Origin of the sequence: Pseudomonas sp. BJa5 (genome assembly GCF_030272875.2) — a bacterium.
In the GTDB taxonomy this organism is placed as follows: domain Bacteria; phylum Pseudomonadota; class Gammaproteobacteria; order Pseudomonadales; family Pseudomonadaceae; genus Aquipseudomonas.
The window spans coordinates 1-21,248 of record NZ_JALRNG020000014.1 but is presented as its reverse complement, the minus strand read 5'-3'; the positions used below and the strand labels follow the sequence as shown (position 1 = coordinate 21,248).

Annotated in this window: 14 protein-coding genes; 8 read left to right on the top strand and 6 right to left on the bottom strand. The window is 64.5% G+C overall.

Going from position 1 to position 21,248, the window contains the following annotated elements; all coding sequences use genetic code 11:
• Positions 1-35: 35 nt before the first annotated feature.
• Positions 36-2,969 (bottom strand): bifunctional [glutamate--ammonia ligase]-adenylyl-L-tyrosine phosphorylase/[glutamate--ammonia-ligase] adenylyltransferase, encoded by a 2,934-nt coding sequence (gene glnE / locus M2D63_RS10385; protein ID WP_285862794.1) that lies wholly within the window; start codon positions 2,967-2,969, stop codon positions 36-38.
• Between the two features lie 435 nt (positions 2,970-3,404).
• On the opposite strand from glnE, the gene aceE reads away from it, so the two are divergent.
• Together aceE and aceF are read left to right on the top strand one after the other, a co-directional pair.
• Positions 3,405-6,050, top strand: a complete 2,646-nt coding sequence (aceE, locus tag M2D63_RS10380) for a pyruvate dehydrogenase (acetyl-transferring), homodimeric type (RefSeq protein WP_285862793.1) — start codon at positions 3,405-3,407, stop codon at positions 6,048-6,050.
• Between the two features lie 13 nt (positions 6,051-6,063).
• The gene (gene aceF / locus M2D63_RS10375; RefSeq protein ID WP_285862792.1) at positions 6,064-7,698 is read left to right on the top strand and encodes a dihydrolipoyllysine-residue acetyltransferase; all 1,635 of its coding nucleotides are present in this window, start codon (positions 6,064-6,066) and stop codon (positions 7,696-7,698) included.
• Between the two features lie 822 nt (positions 7,699-8,520).
• Here aceF and M2D63_RS10370 read toward each other — a convergent pair.
• From M2D63_RS10370 to paaN, 5 genes are all read right to left on the bottom strand, one after another.
• A complete protein-coding gene (locus M2D63_RS10370) occupies positions 8,521-10,008 on the bottom strand; it encodes an aldehyde dehydrogenase family protein (protein WP_285862791.1) in 1,488 nt (495 codons plus the stop codon).
• Positions 10,009-10,241: 233 nt separating this feature from the next.
• A complete protein-coding gene (feaR, locus tag M2D63_RS10365) occupies positions 10,242-11,159 on the bottom strand; it encodes a transcriptional regulator FeaR (RefSeq protein WP_285862790.1) in 918 nt (305 codons plus the stop codon).
• 39 nt (positions 11,160-11,198) lie between these two features.
• On the bottom strand, positions 11,199-12,122 hold the full coding sequence (gene paaX / locus M2D63_RS10360; RefSeq protein ID WP_285862789.1) for a phenylacetic acid degradation operon negative regulatory protein PaaX: 924 nt from the start codon (positions 12,120-12,122) through the stop codon (positions 11,199-11,201).
• A 73-nt stretch (positions 12,123-12,195) separates the two neighbouring features.
• Positions 12,196-12,792 carry a phenylacetic acid degradation protein PaaY gene (paaY, locus tag M2D63_RS10355; protein ID WP_285862788.1) on the bottom strand — a complete coding sequence of 199 codons (597 nt, stop codon included), beginning with the start codon at positions 12,790-12,792 and terminating at the stop codon, positions 12,196-12,198.
• A gap of 10 nt (positions 12,793-12,802) precedes the next feature.
• Positions 12,803-14,488, bottom strand: a complete 1,686-nt coding sequence (gene paaN, locus M2D63_RS10350; protein ID WP_285862787.1) for a phenylacetic acid degradation protein PaaN — start codon at positions 14,486-14,488, stop codon at positions 12,803-12,805.
• A gap of 403 nt (positions 14,489-14,891) precedes the next feature.
• Here paaN and paaF point away from each other — a divergent pair, with 403 nt between their 5' ends.
• The 6 genes from paaF to paaK all read left to right on the top strand — a co-directional run bounded on the left by paaF (position 14,892) and on the right by paaK (position 21,061).
• Positions 14,892-15,665: a 2,3-dehydroadipyl-CoA hydratase PaaF gene (gene paaF / locus M2D63_RS10345; RefSeq protein ID WP_285862786.1), complete on the top strand. Its 774-nt coding sequence runs from the start codon at positions 14,892-14,894 to the stop codon at positions 15,663-15,665.
• Between the two features lie 43 nt (positions 15,666-15,708).
• On the top strand, positions 15,709-16,500 hold the full coding sequence (gene paaG, locus M2D63_RS10340) for a 2-(1,2-epoxy-1,2-dihydrophenyl)acetyl-CoA isomerase PaaG (RefSeq protein WP_285862785.1): 792 nt from the start codon (positions 15,709-15,711) through the stop codon (positions 16,498-16,500).
• A 3-nt stretch (positions 16,501-16,503) separates the two neighbouring features.
• Complete coding sequence (paaH, locus tag M2D63_RS10335; protein WP_285862784.1) at positions 16,504-18,021, top strand: 3-hydroxyacyl-CoA dehydrogenase PaaH; 1,518 nt, start codon at positions 16,504-16,506, stop codon at positions 18,019-18,021.
• The gene (gene paaI, locus M2D63_RS10330) at positions 18,014-18,463 is read left to right on the top strand and encodes a hydroxyphenylacetyl-CoA thioesterase PaaI (RefSeq protein ID WP_285862783.1); all 450 of its coding nucleotides are present in this window, start codon (positions 18,014-18,016) and stop codon (positions 18,461-18,463) included. Before paaH ends, paaI begins: the two co-directional genes overlap by 8 nt.
• On the top strand, positions 18,456-19,661 hold the full coding sequence (pcaF, locus tag M2D63_RS10325) for a 3-oxoadipyl-CoA thiolase (protein WP_285862782.1): 1,206 nt from the start codon (positions 18,456-18,458) through the stop codon (positions 19,659-19,661). The genes paaI and pcaF overlap by 8 nt, the downstream gene beginning before the upstream one ends.
• 86 nt (positions 19,662-19,747) lie before the next feature.
• On the top strand, positions 19,748-21,061 hold the full coding sequence (gene paaK, locus M2D63_RS10320) for a phenylacetate--CoA ligase PaaK (protein ID WP_285862781.1): 1,314 nt from the start codon (positions 19,748-19,750) through the stop codon (positions 21,059-21,061).
• The last annotated feature ends 187 nt before the right edge of the window (positions 21,062-21,248 follow it).

The window sequence follows — 21,248 nt, the reverse complement described above, 5'->3', positions numbered from 1 at the left end:
GGCTTCCTGCCGCCTGATTCGCCTGGTTCAACCGCTCACGTCAGGCCCAGTTCGGACCAGATCCGCCGTACTTCGCCGCGCTCCTGCACGAACTGCCCGGCATCGATCACCCCGGCCTGTTTCTGCAGGGCCTGGCGGTGCGCGGCCGAACGGAACGCCTTGTACACCTCGCGCAGCAGTACCGCGTCGCTGGCGGGCATCAGCCCGGCCTGCTCGAGCTCTTCGAGGATGCGGATGTTATCGGTCCAGCGCAGCAGTTCCGGATGGTCGTGAGACCAGGCCAAAGCGGCGTATTGCACCATAAATTCGATATCGACGATACCACCGGCATCTTGCTTGATATCGAAGGGCACGCCGGTGTCGAAGGCATTGGCGCCGGTGCCGGCCGCCGTGGCCTTGGTCCCCAGGTTGTCGCGCATCTTGGCGCGCATCTCGCTGACTTCCGCCTGCAGTTTCGGCAGGTCGCGCGCCTGCCCGAGAATCCGCGCACGCACCGCCTCGAAGGCGGCGCCCACCTGCGGGCAACCCACCAGCACCCGGGCGCGTACCAGGGCCTGGTGTTCCCAGGTCCAGGCTTCGTTCTGCTGATAGCGCTCGAATGCACCCAGGGAGCTGACCAGCAAGCCCGAAGCGCCGGAGGGACGCAGGCGCATGTCCACGTCGTAGAGCTGCCCGGAGTTGGTCTGGGTGGCCAGCAGGTGAATGATCCGCTGCCCCAGGCGGGTGAAGAACTGGGCGCTGTCGATGGGCTTGGCGCCGTCGGTTTCGGCCTGCGGGTCGCCATCATGGATGAACACCAGGTCCAGGTCCGATCCGTGGCCCAGCTCGATGCCGCCGACCTTGCCGTAGCCGACAATAATGAAGCCCGGGTCACACAGGCTGCCGTCGCTGCGCTTGGGCTGGCCGTGACGGGTCACGGTCTGGCGCCAGGCCAGGGCCAGCACCTGGTTGAGGATGGCTTCGGCCAGCCAGGTCAGGTAATCGCTGACCTTCATCAACGGCAGGTTGCCGGCGATCTCCGAGGCGGCCACCCGCAGGCTGTGCGCCAGCTTGAAGTGCCGCAGGGCTTCCATCTGCTGTTCCAGATCGTCCTCGGGAATCCGCGTCAGTCGCTCGCGCAGCTCGGCGGCCAGTTCCGGCGCCTTGGGCGGGCTGAACAGACGCCCCTCGTTGAGCAGCTCATCGAGCAGCAGCGGGAAGCGGGTGATCTGCTCGGCGATCCAGGGACTGGCGGCGCACAGGGTCAACAGCCGACGCAGCGCCCCTGGGTTCTCGGTGAGCAGCACCAGATAGGCCGAACGCCGGGCCACCGCCTCGACCAGCGGCAATACCCGCTCCAGCACCAGGTCCGGATCGGCATGCTCCACCGCCTGGGCCAGCAGGCGTGGAATAAAGGCATCCAGACGCTCACGCCCCAGGCGCTGCATGGCCCGCAACTGCGGGCTGCTGCGCAGCCCGGCCAGTTGCCTGAGTGCCTTGCCCGGGTCGGTAAAGCCGGCGTCCTGCAGCTGGCGGCAGGCGGCGTCTTCGTCCTGGGCTTCTTCCCAGAGCGGCAGCCATTCGCCGCCGACAATCACTTCGCCCTCTTCATCGTCTTCGTCCGGATCGGCGATCACCTGGCGGAAGTGCCAGTCGATACGGCCGCGCCAGTGCATCAGTTGGGCGTGGAATGCCGGCCAGTCGGCAAAGCCGAGCATGAAGGCGATGCGCGCGCGGTCCCGCTCGTCGTCCGGCAGCATCTGGGTCTGGCGGTCGGCGATGGCCTGGATGGCGTGCTCGGTGTAACGCAGGAACTCGTAGCCCTCGCGCAGTTCGGCGACCACTGCCGGCGGCAGGAAACCCTGGCCTTCCAGGGTCGCCAGCACCTTGAGCAAGGGTCGCTGCTGCAGGCTCAGGTCGCGACCACCGTGGATCAGCTGGAACGCCTGGGCGATGAACTCGACTTCGCGAATGCCACCGGCACCCAGCTTGATATTGTCGGCCATGCCCTTGCGCCGCACTTCCTGCTGGATCAACTGCTTCATGGTGCGCAGCGCTTCGATGGCCGAGAAGTCCAGGTAGCGGCGATAGACGAAGGGTCGCAGCATCTCCAGCAACTGCGCCCCGGCGACCTGGTCGCCCGCCACCACCCGCGCCTTGATCATCGCGTAGCGTTCCCAGTCGCGGCCCTGGTCCTGGTAGTACTGCTCCAGGGCATTGAAGCTGAGCACCAGTGCGCCGGACGAGCCATACGGGCGCAGGCGCATGTCGACGCGGAACACGAAGCCGTCGACGGTGATCGGGTCCAGGGCCTTGATCAGGCGCTGGCCCAGGCGGGTGAAGAACTCCTGGTTGTCCAGCGAGCGCTTGACCCCTTCGGTCTCGCCGCCTTCGGGGAAGGCGAAGATCAGGTCGATGTCCGACGACAGGTTCAGCTCCACGGCGCCGAGTTTGCCCATGCCCAGCACCACCATGTGCTGTGGCTGGCCGCTGCGGTGGCCGATGGGTGTGCCGAACTGCTGGCAATGACGCGGGTAGAGCCACTGGTAGGCCTGGTCGATACAGGCGTCGGCGAGGTCCGACAGGTCGCGGCAGCTCTGCACCAGGTCGGCCTGGCGGTTCAGGTCGCGCCAGATGATCCGCACCTGCTGGCGGTTGCGCTGGCGGCGCAGGTTGCGCGCCAGCGCGTCTTCGCTTTCGGCCGCCTGGGTGGCGGCGGCGATCTGGGCGCAGAGCTCGCCGGCAGCGAAGCTGCGGTCGAGTTCGCCGCTGCCGGCCAGCTCGACCAGCATGGCCGGGTCGCGCACCACCTGCTCAAGGACATAGTCGCTGGCCACGGTGACCCGGGCGAATTGCGCCCAGCGTTCATCGCTCCAGTCGTCGACCGTTAAAGCCGTGTGCTGGGCAAGCGCTGTGCGAAACGCGTGCTCGTTGCGGCTGACCAACGGTGCAAGGGTGGCGGGCAGTTCAACCAGCAGAGGCAGGCTCATGGTCTATCCTTGATCGGCGAGAAAAGATTGGCGGTTGTGGGAGCGGGCTTGCCCCGCGATGCGATTCCCCTGGCAAAAGCGATCGCGGGGCAAGCCCGCTCCCACCCGCCACGGTTGGACTGTCATACAAAAGTTAGAAATAGCTGAAAATTCTGATTTTCTGGCAGTAACCATCGCAGCAAACCTTTTCTTGACTGGTTTTTAACCACCGGTATCGTTTTTTCCCACAACCCGAACAGAGGCCACGAGCCATTTTTGTGTAGTTTTACTACTGTCTTTTCACTTCAAAAGCATGAAATGGTGATTCATTTGTAGTAAAACTACACAACGCCGGTACACTCTCCGGTAATCCAAGAATTTCATGTCGTCTGCCCAAAAGGCCAGTCGCAAACTCAGGCAACCGATTCTGGAAGCCTTTCCGCCCTGGAGCAAGCCATGCAAGACCTCGATCCCGTCGAAACCCAGGAATGGCTGGACGCCCTGGAGTCGGTTCTCGACAAAGAAGGCGAAGACCGCGCTCACTATCTGATGACCCGTATGGGCGAGCTGGCCACCCGTAGTGGCTCCCAGCTGCCATATGCCATCACCACGCCATACCGCAACACCATCCCTGTCACCCACGAAGCACGCATGCCTGGCGACCTGTTCATGGAACGCCGCATTCGCTCGATGGTGCGTTGGAACGCGCTGGCGATGGTCATGCGCACCAACCTGAAAGACTCGGACCTGGGCGGCCACATTTCGAGCTTCGCCTCCAGCGCCACCCTGTATGACATCGGCTTCAACTACTTCTTCCAGGCCCCGACCGAAGAACACGGCGGCGACCTGATCTTCTTCCAGGGCCACGCCTCGCCTGGCGTCTACGCCCGCGCCTTCATGGAAGGCCGCATCAACGAAGACCAGATGAACAACTTCCGTCAGGAAGTCGATGGCAAGGGCCTGTCGAGCTACCCGCACCCTTGGCTGATGCCTGACTTCTGGCAGTTCCCGACCGTTTCCATGGGTCTGGGCCCGATCCAGGCGATCTACCAGGCTCGCTTCATGAAGTACCTGGAAGCCCGTGGCTTCATCCCGGCCGGCAAGCAGAAGGTCTGGTGCTTCATGGGCGACGGCGAGTGCGACGAGCCGGAATCCCTGGGTGCAATCGCCCTGGCCGGCCGCGAGAAGCTGGACAACCTGATCTTCGTCATCAACTGCAACCTGCAGCGCCTCGACGGCCCGGTTCGCGGCAACGGCAAGATCATCCAGGAACTCGAAGGCGTGTTCCGTGGCGGTGGCTGGAACGTCAACAAGGTGGTCTGGGGCCGTTTCTGGGACCCACTGTTCGCCAAGGACACCAACGGTGCCCTGCAGCGTCGCATGGACGAAGTCATCGACGGCGAGTACCAGAACTACAAGGCCAAGGACGGCGCGTTCGTCCGTGAGCACTTCTTCAACACCCCGGAACTCAAGGCCATGGTCGAAGACCTGTCCGACGAAGAGATCTGGAAGCTCAACCGTGGCGGCCACGACCCGTACAAGGTCTATGCGGCCTACCACCAGGCGGTCAACCACAAAGAGCAACCGACCGTCATTCTGGCCAAGACCATCAAGGGTTATGGCACCGGTGCCGGCGAAGCCAAGAACACCGCGCACAACACCAAGAAGGTCGACGTCGACAGCCTGCGTCAGTTCCGCGACCGCTTCGACATCCCGGTCAAGGACGACGAGCTGGAGAACCTGCCGTTCTTCAAGCCTGAGGAAGGCAGCGCCGAAGCCCGTTACCTGGCCGAGCGCCGTTCCGCCCTGGGTGGTTTCGTGCCACAGCGCCGCGCCAAGAGCTTCAGCGTGCCGACCCCGCCACTGGAAACCCTGAAGGCGATCCTGGACGGCTCGGGCGACCGCGAAATCTCCACCACCATGGCCTTCGTGCGGATCCTCGCGCAACTGGTCAAGGACAAGGAAATCGGCCAGCGCATCGTCCCGATCATCCCGGACGAAGCCCGTACCTTCGGTATGGAAGGCATGTTCCGCCAGCTGGGCATCTACTCGTCCGTCGGCCAGCTCTACGAGCCAGTCGATAAAGACCAGGTGATGTTCTACCGCGAAGACAAGAAGGGCCAGATCCTCGAGGAAGGCATCAACGAAGCCGGCGCCATGTCGTCGTTCATCGCTGCCGGTACCTCGTACAGCTGCCACAACCAGCCGATGCTGCCGTTCTACATCTTCTACTCGATGTTCGGCTTCCAGCGTATCGGCGACCTGGCCTGGGCCGCTGGCGACAGCCGTACCCGCGGCTTCCTGATCGGCGGTACCGCCGGCCGTACCACCCTCAACGGTGAAGGCCTGCAGCACGAAGACGGTCACAGCCACATGATGGCCGGTACCATCCCGAACTGCCGCACCTACGATCCGACCTACGGCTACGAGCTGGCGGTGATCATCCAGGACGGCATGAAGAAGATGACCGAAGAGCAACAGGACATCTTCTACTACATCACCGTGATGAACGAATCCTACCAGCAGCCAGCCATGCCGGTCGGTGTCGAGGAAGGCATCATCAAGGGCATGTACCTGCTCGAGGAAGATACCCGCGAAGCTGCGCACCACGTCCAGCTGATGGGCTCCGGCACCATCCTGCGCGAAGTGCGTGAAGCGGCGAAGATCCTGCGTGAAGAGTTCAACGTCGGCGCCGACGTCTGGAGCGTCACCAGCTTCAACGAACTGCGTCGCGACGGCCTGGCCGTAGAGCGCAGCAACCGCCTCAAGCCTGGCCAGAAGCCACAGCAGACCTACGTCGAGCAGTGCCTGAACGGTCGCAAGGGTCCGGTCATCGCCTCCACCGACTACATGAAGCTGTTCGCCGAGCAGATCCGTCAGTGGGTGCCGAGCAAAGAATTCAAAGTCCTAGGTACCGATGGCTACGGTCGCAGCGACAGCCGCAAGAAGCTGCGTCACTTCTTCGAAGTCGACCGTCACTTCGTCGTGCTGGCTGCCCTGGAAGCCCTGGCTGACCGTGGCGAGATCGAACCGAAGGTGGTGGCCGACGCCATCGTCAAGTTCGGCATCGACCCGGACAAGCGCAACCCACTGGACTGCTGAGGAGTATTTTTAAGTGAGCGAACTCATTCGCGTACCTGACATCGGCAGCGGTGAAGGTGAAATCATTGAGCTGTTCGTCAAAGTCGGCGACCGCATCGAAGCCGACCAGAGCCTGCTGACCCTGGAGTCCGACAAGGCCTCCATGGAGATCCCGGCCCCCAAGGCCGGCGTGATCAAGGCGCTGAAGGTCAAGCTGGGCGACCGCCTGAAAGAAGGCGACGAGCTGCTGGAACTGGAAGTCGAGGGTGCCGCCGCGGCACCCGCGGCTCCAGCCGCCGCTGCGCCTGCCGCCGAAGAAAAGCCTGCCGCAGCTCCGGCTGCAGCGGCCGCTCCGGCGCCAGCTGCTGCCCCTGCTGCTGCCAGCGTCCAGGACATCCACGTTCCGGACATCGGCTCCTCGGGCAAGGCCAAGATCATCGAAGTACTGGTCAAGGTCGGCGACACCGTCGAAGCCGACCAGTCGCTGATCACCCTGGAATCGGACAAAGCCTCGATGGAGATCCCGTCTCCAGCCGCGGGCGTGGTCGAAGCCGTGATCGCCAAGCTGGATGACGAAGTCGGCACCGGCGACCTGATCCTCAAGCTGAAAGTTGCAGGCGCTGCCCCTGCCGCCGCGCCAGCCCCTGCCGCTGCCGCTCCGGCGCCGGCCGCTCCTGCTGCCGCCCCGGCTGCGGCACCTGCACCGGCTGCTCCAGTTGCTGCTGCGGTTACTGCCCCGGCAGCTACCAACGGCGCCAAGGTTCACGCCGGTCCTGCCGTGCGTCAGCTGGCCCGTGAGTTCGGTGTCGAGCTGAGCGCAGTAGCGGCCACCGGTCCGCACGGTCGCATCCTCAAGGAAGACGTGCAGGTTTACGTCAAGGCCATGATGCAGAAGGCCAAGGAAGCTCCAGCCGCCGGTGCAACCGGTGGTGCAGGCATCCCGCCGATTCCGGAAGTCGACTTCAGCCGTTTCGGCGAAATCGAAGAAGTGCCGATGACCCGCCTGATGCAGATGGGTGCTACCAACCTGCATCGCAGCTGGCTGAACGTGCCGCACGTCACCCAGTTCGATTCGGCCGACATCACCGAGCTGGAAGCCTTCCGCGTTGCGCAGAAAGCCGTTGCGGAGAAGGCCGGCGTCAAGCTGACCGTACTGCCACTGCTGCTCAAGGCCTGCGCCCACCTGCTCAAGGAACTGCCGGACTTCAACAGCTCGCTGGCCCCTAGCGGCAAGGCGATCATCCGCAAGAAGTACGTCAACGTCGGCTTCGCGGTCGATACCCCTGACGGCCTGCTGGTACCGGTGATCAAGAACGTCGACCAGAAGAGCCTGCTGCAACTGGCTGGCGAAGCGGCGGCCCTGGCTGAAAAAGCCCGGACCAAGAAGCTGTCGGCTGACGACATGCAAGGTGCCTGCTTCACCATTTCCAGCCTCGGCCACATTGGCGGCACCGGCTTCACGCCGATCGTCAACGCGCCGGAAGTGGCGATCCTGGGTGTCTCCAAGGCCACCATCCAGCCAGTCTGGGACGGCAAAGCCTTCCAGCCGAAACTGATGCTGCCGCTGTCGCTGTCCTACGATCACCGCGTGATCAACGGCGCCGCTGCCGCGCGCTTCACCAAGCGCCTGGGCGACCTGCTGGCCGACATCCGCACCATGCTGCTGTAATGCTGTTCCCTGTCTCCCTCTGCCGGGGGAGACAGGCTCCCTTTTCGAGCTGCCACGCTCGTACCTCAACCCCGTCACTTTGGCGGGGCTTTTTTTTTGGTTCTTCACGGAATTCCGGGAACTAGGTTCCTTGGGCTTGGGCTTGGGCTTGGGCTTGGGCTTGGGTGTCGAGTCTGCGGGCTTATCCATTCCATGCAGCGACGCTGCCGGCCCCTTCCGCCTTTACGGCGGCCTACTTTTCTCTTGGGAAAAGTAGGCAAAACCGCTTGCTCCTACATACGGCCTCCTGAAGTCGCATTCTGCAGCGCCTGAACTGACGCGCATGAAGATCAAGAGCAACCGTAGGAGCGGGCTTGCCCCGCGATGGCGTCAGCCAGGCCGCGCCAACATCTGCCTTCGAAGATGCGCCAGCACAGGCGCCACCCGTAACTTCGCGACTTCAGGAGGCCGAGCGGAGGTGTCTGGAGGGGGCGGGTGCGTAGCACCCTTCGGCGTAGCCGAAGAACGCGAGCCGTAGACTTGGCGAAGCAAGTCGTAGGCCGCGCAGCCCCTGGAAGACACCGTAGCGAGGGAACCCGGAGCGCAGCGTAGGGCCGGATGCAGGAGCGAGCGGTTTTGGTTCCTTTTGCCAAGACAAAAGGGACCCGCCGTAAAGGCGGAAGGGGCCGCCAGCGTCGCTGCATGGAATGGATAAGCTCGCCACCCCGACACCCAAGCCCAAGCCCAAGCCCAAGCCCAAGCCCAAGGAACCTAGCCCCCGGAATTCCGTGAAGAGCCAAAAAAAAGGCAGGCCAGAGGCCTGCCAAGAGGAGCACACAATGATCAGTGAGCGATGCACACCGACTTGATTTCCGTATAGGCCTCGACCACGCTACGGCCGAACTCACGCCCCATGCCCGACTGTTTGACCCCACCGAACGGCATGTTCGGGTCGAGCAGCACATGGGCGTTGACCCACACGGTACCCGCCTCGATGCGTGGCACCAGGTTCATCGCCTTGGTCAGGTCGTTGGTCCACAGGCTGGCAGCCAGGCCGTAGTCACTGTCATTGGCCATGGCAATGACCTGCTCCTCGTCGTCGAACGGAATCACCGAGAGTACCGGACCGAATACTTCGGCGCGGGCCACGGCCATGCTGTGATCGACATCGGCAAGCACCGTCGGCTGCACGTAGAAACCGGCACTGTCGACCGGCTCACCCCCGGTGACCACACGGGCACCTTCCTGCCTGGCCGTCTCGATGTGCTTGAGCACGCTCTGCTGTTGCTTGCGCGACACCAGCGGGTTGACCGCCGCGGTAGTATCCATGCCCGCACCGATCGGCATGCCGGACACCGCAGCGGCAAGGCCGGCGACGAAGTCGTCGTAGCGCGAGCGGTGCACATAGAAGCGCGAGGCCGCCGCGCACACCTGGCCGTTGTTGAGCAGGCCGCCAAGCAATGCACCTTGCACGGCTTTGTCGATGTCGGCATCGGCGAGGATGATCATCGGGTTCTTGCCACCCAGTTCGAGGGCGAAGCGGGTCATGTTCTGCACGGCGACGCCGCCGACAATCTTGCCCACGGCGGTGGAGCCGGTGAACGACACCTTGTCGACCTTCTTGTGCGAGGCGAGCGCCTGGCCAACGTTGCCACCCCCGGTCACCAGGTTGAACACGCCAGCAGGAATGCCCGCCTCGAGAGCGAGCTCGACCAGGCGCAGGGCGGTCAGCGGGGTTTCCGGCGACGGCTTGATCACCACGGTGCAACCGGTGGCCAGTGCCGGCATCAGCTTCCAGGTAGTGATCATCAAAGGGAAGTTCCACGGCACGATGCCGGCGACAACACCCACTGGCTCACGACGAGCGAATGCCGTGTAGCGCGCGCCCTCCGGCAGCGGGATGGACACGTCGAGGGTCTGCCCTTCGATCTTGGTCGCCCATCCGGACATGTAGCGCATGAACTCGACGGTGGCATTGACATCCAGCATCCGCGCCATGTTGATCGATTTACCCTGGCACAGGGTTTCCAGCTGTGCCAACTCCTCGCCGTGCTCTTCCACCAGCGCCGTGAAACGCAGCAGGATGCGCTCGCGATCGGCCGGACGCAGACCCGACCAGACCCGCGCTTCATGTGCCTTGCGCGCCGACAACACCGCACGCTCGACCAGCTCCGCGCTGGCGTCGGCCACCTGGGCGATGGTTTCACCGGTCGCCGGGTTCAATACCGGCGACGTACTGCCTTCAGGCACAACCCATTGGCCATCGATGAAGCAACCATGGCGACGCTGCAAAAAAGTGGCGACCTGTGGCAGTACATCAACTTTGCTCATACTCATTCCTCGTCGTTCATTGGATCGACCCGATTGGTTGGCAGCTGCCATGGGCAAGCCGTCGACCACGCAGGGCGCACTGCTGGCTTTTGACATGCCGAGTTATATCGCAGTGGCCGAGGAGGGATTTTTGCCTGCATGCCAGTCGTATTGGCCGCACTGCCAACACAACTGGTAGCGATGAGCAAAGCGCGCTGCCGTCACGCCAGCACAGGCTTGTGACGGGCAGGCAATCAGTGCTGGTAACGCTTGCGGTATTCGCCGGGCGATACGCCAAAACGGGCCTTGAAGGCCGTGGAGAAATAGCTGGCGTCAGAGAAACCCCAGGAATAGCCCAAGGCCGAGAGTTTGCGCTGCGCCCCATTGTGGCGCAAAGACTCGGCGCAAAAATCCAGGCGCCGGTTCTTGATGTACTGGGCAACGACCAGACCTTTCTTCGAGAACATGCGGTACAAACCTCGAACCGACACGCCTACTTCTCGAGCCAGCAGCTCCGGGCACAATTCTTCACTGCAAATGTTTTCATCAATGAACCTGAGGGTCTTGCGAAACAGCCGCTCATGCACATCCGGATCGGCCTCGGTACTGCCAATTACCGGACGCAACAAGCTGACGATGGCATCCAGCGTGGCTTCGCTCTCCTGCAGGCTGAGCGTGCCCTGCTGGGTCGCCTCCAGTACCAGCCGATTGGCCAGCACCGCGATCGGCGAGCTGGCATCGATCCGCTGGGCACAGCGAATATTGCTGAAGCGCTGGCTGTGCTCGACCAGATGACGAGGCAGTATCAACGACAACTGGCGCGAGTTGTCGCTATAGGTGAAGTCGCTTGGCAAGGTCGCATCGATCAGAGTGATATCGCCGGGGCTTAGCGTCACGCGATTAGTGCCCTGCTCCATTGCCGCATGGCCTTGCAGCTGAAACGCCGCAAAAAAGTCCCTGTTCTCGCTCTGCTCCACCTCGCGCCCGGTGCGGTACAGACGAGCCTGGGCAACATCAACGAAACTCAGCTTGAGCGCACCGGCCTTGTGCTCTCTTACCGAACCGGAAAACCCGGCTCCCAGGGTCTGGGCGCAAAAGCGGCCACAGGCCTGGTTGATTTGTTGCAGCCATTCATCAAAACGGTCTGCCTGGAGTGCACTTGCAGTCATCATGATGTTACAGGCCTCACTGCTATTTTTATTATTGGACGGCTAGTTAAGCCCGCCGAAGCGCCGGTAGAAACTGTCCCCGACTTCCGGCAACGGACCGTCGGCGGTTTCCAGCGCGCTACTCAAGTGCTCTTCGCCTTTGGCCTGAACCAGACGGTAGATGTTGCGGCACAGCTGACGCGCCGCCCGTCCCTCCCAGTCGCCGGGGAGCAACTCGTCGGGCAGTTGCGGATCGCGCAACAGCAGCTTGCGGTATTCATGAATCAGCAAGGTGCGCGCCAGGAAGCAATCCATCGGCTGCAACACCTCCTGCTCGCGCAGCACCTGCCACAAGGGCCGGAACAGCTGGATGAACTCGCTGTACTGCGCGGCCAGCGCATCGATGCTCCAGCTCTCGCGCACCTGCATGCGCAGCGCCTTGGAGGCCAGGACGTCCTGGGCGGTGGTCTCGAAGAGAATGGTGTCTTCCAGCGCTTCGAGATCCTGCAGGGTGGCGGCCACATCGACACGATCACAACGCGGGCACGCCAGCATCACCGGCGTGATCGCACCAAAACCTTGCCACTCCAGTTCCTCGCGCACCTGTTTGCGCTTGTCCTGCGGCAGTTGCGACAGCAGCGCCAGGGTCCAGGAACCATCCCAGGCCGGCAGCGCGGAACTGTAAACCCGCTTGAAGGCCTTCTCGAAACGCCGCCGACCGGTGCCGGTCAGGCTGTAGTAGCTGCGCCGGCCAACCTTCTCGGCGCTCAACCAGCCTTCCTTGGTCAGGCGGAAGATCGAGGTACGGATCAACCGCTCGTTGATGCCGATGGGTTCGAGCAATTGGATCAGGCTACCGAGCCAGACCGTTCCACCGTGCGGCTCGATGGCATCACCGTAGAGGGTGATGATCAGCGAACTGGCACGCAGCGGCGTCTGCTGTTGGAAACGGGCAATCAACTGATTGAGGGGAGCAAGGGATGTCATGGGAGAACCGGGCATGAAAGTGCTGCGAATATACCCGCTGAGCGCCAGGCATGGCCATCACGGGTGACCGCCATCACAGCCCCTCCCCCTTGGGTCGCAGGCTGCTGGCACTGATCCGTGGACGTGTCGGCTCGACCTCGCTCAACGGCTCGCAGGCGACCAGGCCCTGGGCGCAACGCCGTGCCAGCAGTTGGTACTCTTCGGTGCCGGCGCGCTTCCAGTCGACTTCTTCGTCGCGCAGGCGGCGCTTGACCTGCGCCGGAGAGCCGAGCACCAGCGACTGTTCATCGCAGCGAAAGCCGGCCTTGACGAAGGTGGTGGCGGCGATGAACGAGCGCGCACCGATCTCGGCGTTGTCCATGACCACCGCGTTCATGCCGACCAGCACGTCCTCGCCGACGCGGCAGCCGTGCAGCACCGCACCATGGCCGATGTGGCCGTTGCGCCCGACCACTGTGTCACTCTCGGGAAAGCCGTGCATCACACAGGTGTCCTGGATATTCGCGCCTTCCTCCAGGACGATGCGTCCGAAGTCGCCGCGCAGGCTGGCCAACGGGCCGACATAGCAGCCGGCACCGATGATCACGTCGCCGATCAGCACGGCACTGGGGTGCACGTAGGCGCTGGGGTGTACCACCGGGGTCAGGCCGTCGAGGCTGTAGCAGGTCATGGCAGTGTTCTCATTGGGCCGCAGGACGGCGGCTCTGGACGATAACGAAGCGCCGGCTGACAAAGGCGCCGTCGCTGATCGAGGCATTCGCCGCCGGGTTGCCACCGGTGGCATGGAAGTCGCTGAAGGCGGCCGACTGGTTGACCAGCACGCCGCCGTCGAGGTTCACCGACAGCGCCACGGCGACCTCCTGGGCCAGGGTTTCGGCCTGTTCGAGGAAACTCGGGTCGGTGGAGTACACACCCAGGGTCATGGCGCCCTTGGTGGCGATCACCTCGCGGGCGACCTGCACGCTGTGTGCACTGTCGTCGGTGGCAATGATGAAGGCGATCGGGCCGAAGCGCTCTTGCGCATAGGCATCGCGCTCGGCCGCGTCGACCTTGAGCAGCAGCGGCGTGCACACCCGCGCCGCCGGGAACTGCGGGTGCTCGCGCACTTCGCTGTCGAGCACGACCTCGCCCAGCTCGCGGCAGGCGTCGATGCGTGCCGCCGTCACCTGAGACTGGATGGCACCGAGTACCGCACAAGCGCGATCGTTGTCACTCAGCAACCCCTTGATGGCATCGGCCAGCGCATCGGCGACCTGGTCGAAGCTCAGCTGTTCATCGCCATTGCGAATGCCGCCGCGCGGCACATAGATAGCCTGGGGGGCGGTGCACATCTGCCCGGAGTAAAGGCTCAGGGAGAACGCCAGGTTCTTCGCCACCGCCTTGAGATTGGCCGTGCTGTCGATGATCACCGTATTGATGCCGGCCTTCTCGGTAAACACCTGGGCCTGCAGCGCATGACGCTCCAGCCACTCGCCGAAGGCATTGGAGCCGGTGAAGTCGACCAGCTTGACCCGCGGATCGAGCGCCAGTTGTTGGGCAACGGGGACCTCCGGGGTGTCGACCACCAGGCTGACCAGTACCGGGTCGAAGCCCAGCTCCGCGAGCACCTCCTGCGCCACCTTGACGCTCATCGCCACGGGCAGGATCGCTCCCGGGTGCGCCTTGACCAGCACCGGGTTACCGGTGACCAGGCTGGCGAACAGGCCCGGGTAGGTGTTCCAGGTCGGGAAGGTCGAACAGGCGATCACCAGCGACAGGCCGCGCGGCACGATATGCCAGCGCTTGTCCAGTTGCAGCGGGTCGAGCTTGCCCTGCGGCTTGAGCCAGTGCGCCGCCTGCGGCACCTCGGCCATCGCCCGCCAGGCATAGGCCACGGCTTCCAGGCCACGGTCCTGGGCATGAGCGCCACCGGCCTGGAAGGCCATCATGAAGGCCTGGCCAGTGGTGTGCATCACCGCATGGGCCAGGGTCGGGCTCAAGGCATTGAGGCGCTGGAGGATTTCCAGGCAGGCACCGACCCGCGCCTGCGGGCCGGCATCGCGCCAGGCCGGCAGCGCCTGCTGCTGGCGCGCCAGCAGTTGCTCGGCGTCGTACTGGTCGTAACTGATGCCGAGATCGAAGCCATAAGGCGAACGCTCGGCACCGACGCGAGCGACCGCGGCCGGCCCCTGCAACGCAAACGGCTGGTTCAGCAGCGCCTCGAAGGCCGCCTGCGCACCCTCCACCGCGGCTTGCGGGTACTGCTTGAGCTGCTCGCTGTAAGGCGACCAGTAGCCGCGCTCGGCGATGGCCTGCAGCGCGCGGTCGAGCGTGGCGCGGTGGTGGTCGAACAGTTCCAGGGCGGCACGGGTGGCGGTGGACGACATGGCGGAATTCCTCGAAAGCGGACGACAGACGACACACATTTACAGAAAGCGATGCGTCTGAACAGATTTTCTGTATCACAACGTTTTTTTTCAAATAAGTAAAGCTTTCTGTATCGGAATGTCAGCGAAGGTTGACCGGCACCCCAACAAATACCCGACATAGAGCGCCGCAACACGCCTATACGGTTGACTTTAACCACCTGTTCTCCAAGCCGATCGGCACTGAAACCTCGACGCATAAGACACGTAATTCATTTTTTCTGTTGTTGTTTTGTATCGCTTTTTGCGTATACTCGCAAAAAATGCAGCCTGGCAGGCGGCCTCGTCGGCACCCTGCCTGATCGCCATACCCCCAATAACTAGCCGGCCAACCAAGCCGCGCGTTCAGCCTGAGGAGCGTTCGATGCCTCGCACTCTTGCCGTCCTTGCCCCCGAAGCGGGCGTACGCCTGATCACCCTGCAGCGCCCGCAAGCGCTGAACGCCCTGAACACGGAGCTGCTCGGCGAGCTTGCGGTCGAGCTGGAACAGGCCGAACGCGATCCCGAGACCCGCGCCGTGGTCATCACCGGCAGCCGCAAGGCGTTCGCCGCCGGTGCCGACATCAATGAAATGGCCGAACGCGATATGGTCGGCATCCTCAACGACCCACGCGTGGCCCACTGGCAGCGCATTGCGGCCTTCTCCAAGCCGCTGGTCGCCGCGGTCAACGGCTTCTGCCTGGGTGGTGGCTGCGAACTGGCCATGCACGCCGACATCCTCATCGCCGGCGAAGATGCCCGCTTCGGCCAGCCGGAAATCAACCTCGGCATCATGCCTGGCGCAGGCGGCACCCAACGCCTGCTGCGCGCGGTCGGCAAGTCGCTGGCCATGCAGATGGTGCTCACAGGCGAGGCCATCGATGCGCGCTTCGCCCTGCGCGCCGGCCTGGTCAGTGAAGTGACCCAGCCCGAATTCACCGTCGAGCGCGCCATCGCCATCGCCCGCGTGATTGCGCAGAAAGCGCCGCTGGCGGTGCGCCTGGCCAAGGAAGCCCTGCTCAAGGCCCAGGACACGGACCTGGCCAGCGGCCTGCGCTTCGAGCGCCATGCCTTCACCGTGCTGGCCGGCACCGCCGACCGCAATGAAGGTATCGCCGCCTTCCAGGCCAAGCGCCGCCCCGAATTCACTGGCCAATAAGCCTGGCCGCCCCTTCCCTGGTTATCCCGAGAGCGCCCCTGCGATGAATTTCCAGCACATCCTGTTTGCCATTGAGGACGGCGTCGCCACCCTCAGCCTCAACCGCCCGGACCAACTCAACAGCTTCAACGCGCTGATGCACACTGAAGTGCGCGAAGCACTCAAGCAGGTGCGGCAGAACCCCGAGGTGCGTGTCCTGCTGCTGTCCGGCGAAGGCCGTGGCTTCTGTGCAGGCCAGGACCTGGGCGATCGCAACGTCGCCCCCGGCGCCGAGGCGCCGGACCTGGGCGAGTCCATCGAGCAGTTCTACAACCCGCTGATCCGTGCCCTGCGCGACCTGCCGTTGCCGGTGATCTGCGCGGTCAACGGTGTCGCCGCCGGCGCCGGGGCAAACATTCCGCTGGCCTGCGACCTGGTCCTGGCGGCGCGCTCGGCGAGCTTTATCCAGGCCTTCTGCAAGATCGGCCTGATCCCCGACTCCGGCGGCACCTGGACCCTGCCGCGGCTGGTCGGCAGCGCCCGGGCCAAGGCCCTGATGCTGCTCGGCGAGCGCCTGAGCGCCGAACAGGCCGAGCAATGGGGGCTGATCTACCGGGTGGTCGACGACGCCGAACTGCGCAACGAAGCGCTCAAGCTGGCGCGCCACCTGGCCAGCCAGCCGACCTACGGCCTGGCGCTGATCAAGCGCAGCCTGAACGCCAGCCTGAATAACAGCTTCGACGAGCAACTGGAGCTTGAACGCGACCTGCAGCGCCTGGCCGGGCGCAGCGAGGATTACCGCGAAGGCGTCAGCGCCTTCATGGCCAAACGCACCCCAACCTTCAAGGGACGCTGAGCGATGAGCGCACTGAACCACAACACCGTCGTCGCCGTGATCGGTGCCGGCGCCATGGGTGCCGGCATCGCCCAGGTGGCGGCGCAGGCCGGCCACCCGGTGAAGCTGCATGACGCCCGCCCCGGTGCCGCCGCCCAGGCCATCGACGGCATCGACCGCCAGCTCGGCAAGCTGGTGGAAAAAGGCAGGCTCAGCGCCGAGGCGCGCACCGCCACTGTGGCCCGCCTGCAGCCGGCCGACGCCATCGAGGCCCTGGCCGACGCCGGCCTGGTGATCGAGGCGATCGTCGAGAACCTTGAGGTCAAGCGCGGCCTGCTGCGCCAGCTGGAGGCGCTGTGCAGCGCCGACTGCATCTTCGCCAGCAACACCTCGTCGCTGTCGATCACCAGCCTCGCGGCCGGCCTCGCCCACCCCGAGCGGGTGATCGGCATGCATTTCTTCAACCCGGCGCCGCTGATGGCGCTGGTCGAGATCGTCTCGGGCCTGGCTACGCCGCGGGCGCTGGCCGAGCGGCTGTACGCCACGGCAAGCGCCTGGGGCAAGCAACCGGTACACACCAAATCGACTCCCGGCTTCATCGTCAACCGCGTGGCCCGGCCGTTCTACGCCGAAAGCCTGCGCCTGCTGCAGGAAGGCGCCGCCGACTGCGCGACCCTCGATGCCCTGCTGCGTGATGCCGGCGGCTTTCGCATGGGCGCCTTCGAACTGACCGACCTGATCGGCCACGACGTCAACTACGCGGTGACCTGCTCGGTGTTCGACGCCTATTACGGCGATTTCCGCTTCCAGCCTTCGCTGATCCAGAAGGAGCTGGTCGACGCCGGCCACCTCGGGCGCAAGAGCGGACGCGGCTTCTATGACTACGCCGAAGGCGCCGAGCGCCCGCAGCCGGCCGAACTGAGCAGCACCGCCAGCGTCGACTGCTGTGTGGTGGAAGGCCACCTGGGCGTGGCCGAACCGCTGGTCCAGCGCCTGCAGGATGCTGGCGTGCAAGTGGTACGGCGCGACGGCAGCGGCCTGCTGCGCGTCGGCGATGCGTTGCTGGCCCTGTCCGACGGCCGCCTGGCCAGCCAGCGCGCCCGTGAGGACGGCTTGCGCAACCTGGTGCTGATCGACCTGGCACTGGACTATGCCAAGGCCGCTCGCCTGGCCATCGCCTGCGCCGCCGATACCAGCGTCGGCGCCCGCGACCAGGCCGTGGCCTTGCTGCAACGCGCCGGCCTCAAGGTCAGCCCGCTCGCCGACCTGCCGGGCCTGGCCGTGCTGCGCAGCGTGGCGATGCTCGCCAACGAAGGCGCCGACGCCGTGCTACAGGGTGTCGGCAGTGCCGCCGATATCGACCTGGCGATGCGTGCCGGGGTCAATTACCCGCAGGGCCCGCTGGCCTGGGCCGATGCCATCGGCCTGCCCGCCGTGCTGCGCACCCTCGAACACCTGCAGGCCAGCTACGGCGAGACGCGTTATCGCCCTTCCCTGCTGCTGCGCCGCCTGGTCGCCGAAGGGAGGAACTTCCATGACTAACCACGAGGCCCTGTCACTGGCCACCCGCTGCGCCGAGGCCATGTTCGAGCGCGATACCGCCAGCCAGCGCCTGGGCATGCGCCTGCTCTCGGTCGCACCGGGCCAGACGATGATCGGCATGAGCGTGCGCGAAGACATGATCCAGGGCCACGGCACCTGCCATGGCGGCTACCTGTTCGCCCTCGCCGATTCGGCGTTCGCCTTCGCCTGCAACAGCTACAACGACGCCTGCGTGGCGATCGGCTGCAGCATCGATTACGTCGCCCCGGCACGCCTGGGCGACACCCTTACCGCCCACGCCAGCGAGCTGAGCCGCAGTGGCCGCACCGGTAACTACGACGTACGAATCGAAAACCAGCACGGCCAGTTGATCGCCCTGTTCCGTGGCAAGTCCTACAAAGTGCGCGGCACCGTGCTGGCGCAGGAGACCCCGAATGAATGACGCCCTGATCATCGACGCCATCCGCACCCCCATCGGTCGTTACGCCGGCGCCCTCTCCAGCGTGCGCGCCGACGACCTCGGCGCCATCCCGCTCAAGGCCCTGCAAGCGCGCCACCCGCAACTGGACTGGAGCGCCATCGACGACGTGATCTACGGCTGCGCCAACCAGGCCGGCGAAGACAACCGCAACGTCGCGCACATGGCCTCGCTGCTCGCCGGCCTGCCCCTGAGCGTACCGGGCACCACCCTCAACCGCCTGTGCGGTTCGGGCCTGGACGCCATCGGCTTCGCCGCACGGGCAATTCGCTGCGGCGAAGCCGGGCTGATGATTGCCGGCGGCGTCGAATCGATGTCCCGTGCACCTTTCGTCATGGGCAAGTCCGAGCAGGCCTTCGGCCGTAGCGCGGAAATCTTCGACACCACCATCGGCTGGCGCTTCATCAACCCGCTGATGCAGGCACAATTCGGCACCGACTCGATGCCGGAGACCGCGGAAAACGTGGCCGCGCAGTTCAATGTCTCGCGCGCCGACCAGGACGCCTTCGCCCTGCGCAGCCAGCACAAGGCCGCCGCCGCCCAGGCCAGCGGTCGTCTGGCCAAGGAAATCGTGGCGGTGGAGATTGCCCAGCGCAAAGGCCCGGCAAAAATCGTCGAGCACGACGAACACCCACGCGGCGACACCACCCTGGAACAGCTGGCCAAGCTCGGCACGCCGTTCCGCCAAGGCGGCAGTGTCACCGCCGGCAACGCCTCGGGGGTAAACGATGGCGCCTGCGCGCTGCTGCTGGCCAGCCCGCAAGCGGCTGCACGGCATGGCCTCAAGGCCCGTGGCCGGGTGGTGGCGATGGCCACCGCCGGCGTCGAACCGCGGCTGATGGGCATCGGCCCGGTGCCAGCCACCCACAAGGTGCTGGAACTGGCCGGCCTGAGCCTGGCCGATATGGACGTCATCGAGCTCAACGAAGCCTTCGCCGCCCAGGGCCTGGCCGTGCTGCGTGAACTCGGCCTGGCCGACGACGACGCCCGGGTCAACCCGAACGGCGGCGCCATCGCCCTCGGCCACCCCCTGGGCATGAGCGGTGCGCGCCTGGTCACCACCGCGCTGCACGAACTGGAAGAACGCCAGGGCCGCTACGCACTGTGCACCATGTGCATCGGCGTCGGCCAGGGCATTGCACTGATCATCGAGCGACTCTGACACGCCGGTCGCCGAGGGTTATTCTGCTCATTAGCACTCAAAGGCCCGCGTGCGGGCCGATGCACAAAAACAATTCGAGTGAAACCATGAATATGTCTGTTACCACCACCCTGCTTGATCCGATGGAAACCGCCAGCATCGATCAGCTTCGTCAGCACCAGCTCGATCGCCTGCGCTGGAGCCTGAACCATGCCTACCGCAACGTGCCGCTGTACAAGCAGCGTTTCGACAGCCTTGGCGTGCACCCGGACGACCTGAAGTCGCTCGACGACCTGGCCAAGTTCCCCTTCACCGGCAAGAACGACCTGCGCGACAACTACCCCTACGGCATGTTCGCGGTGCCCATGCACGACATCGTGCGCCTGCATGCCTCCAGCGGCACCACCGGCAAGCCGACCGTGGTCGCCTATACCCAGAATGACATCGACACCTGGGCCAACGTGGTGGCGCGCTCGATCCGCGCGGCGGGTGGCCGGCGTGGCGACAAGGTCCATATCTCCTACGGCTACGGCCTGTTCACCGGCGGCCTGGGCGCCCACTACGGCGCCGAGCGCCTGGGTTGCACGGTGATCCCGATGTCCGGCGGCCAGACCGAGAAGCAGGTGCAGCTGATCCGTGACTTCCAGCCGGACATCATCATGGTCACCCCCTCGTACATGCTCAATATCGCCGACGAGATCGAGCGCCAGGGCATCGACCCGCAGTCGCTGGCGCTGCGCCTGGGCATCTTCGGCGCCGAACCCTGGACCGCCGAGTTGCGCCGCGCGGTCGAGGAGCGCATGGGCATCACCGCCCTGGACATCTACGGCCTGTCGGAAATCATGGGCCCGGGCGTGGCCATGGAATGCGCCGAGACCAAGGACGGCCCGACCGTCTGGGAAGACCACTTCTACCCGGAAATCATCGACCCGGTGACGGGTGCGGTGCTGCCCGACGGTGAATACGGCGAGCTGGTATTCACTTCGTTGAGCAAGGAAGCGCTGCCGATGATCCGCTACCGCACCCGCGACCTCACGCGCCTGCTGCCGGGTACCGCGCGACCGATGCGGCGCATCGACAAGATCACCGGGCGCAGCGACGACATGCTGATCATCCGCGGGGTCAACGTGTTCCCTACGCAGATCGAGGAGCAGGTACTGAAAGTGAAACAGCTTTCAGAGACTTATGAGATACATCTGTATCGCAATGGCAACCTCGACGGCATGGATGTGCATGTGGAGCTCAAGCATGAGCTGCAAGGCCTGGACAGTGACCAGCAGAAGCTGATCGGCAATGAACTGAGCAAGCAGATCAAGACCCACATCGGCATCAGCGCACGGGTGCTGATCCAGCCTTCGCACAGCCTGAAACGTTCGGAAGGCAAGGCCTGTCACGTGTTCGACAAGCGTAACCAGGGCTGATTGCAGGCTTTCTCGACCCCGCTTCGGCGGGGTTTTTTGGGTTCCTCACGGAATCCTTGGGCTTGGGTGTTGAGGTGGTGTGCTTATCCATTCCATGCAGCGACGCTGCCGGCCCCTTCCGCCCTTACGGCGGCCTACTTTTTTCTTGGAAAAAGTAGGCAAAACCGCTCGCTCCTACATACGGCCC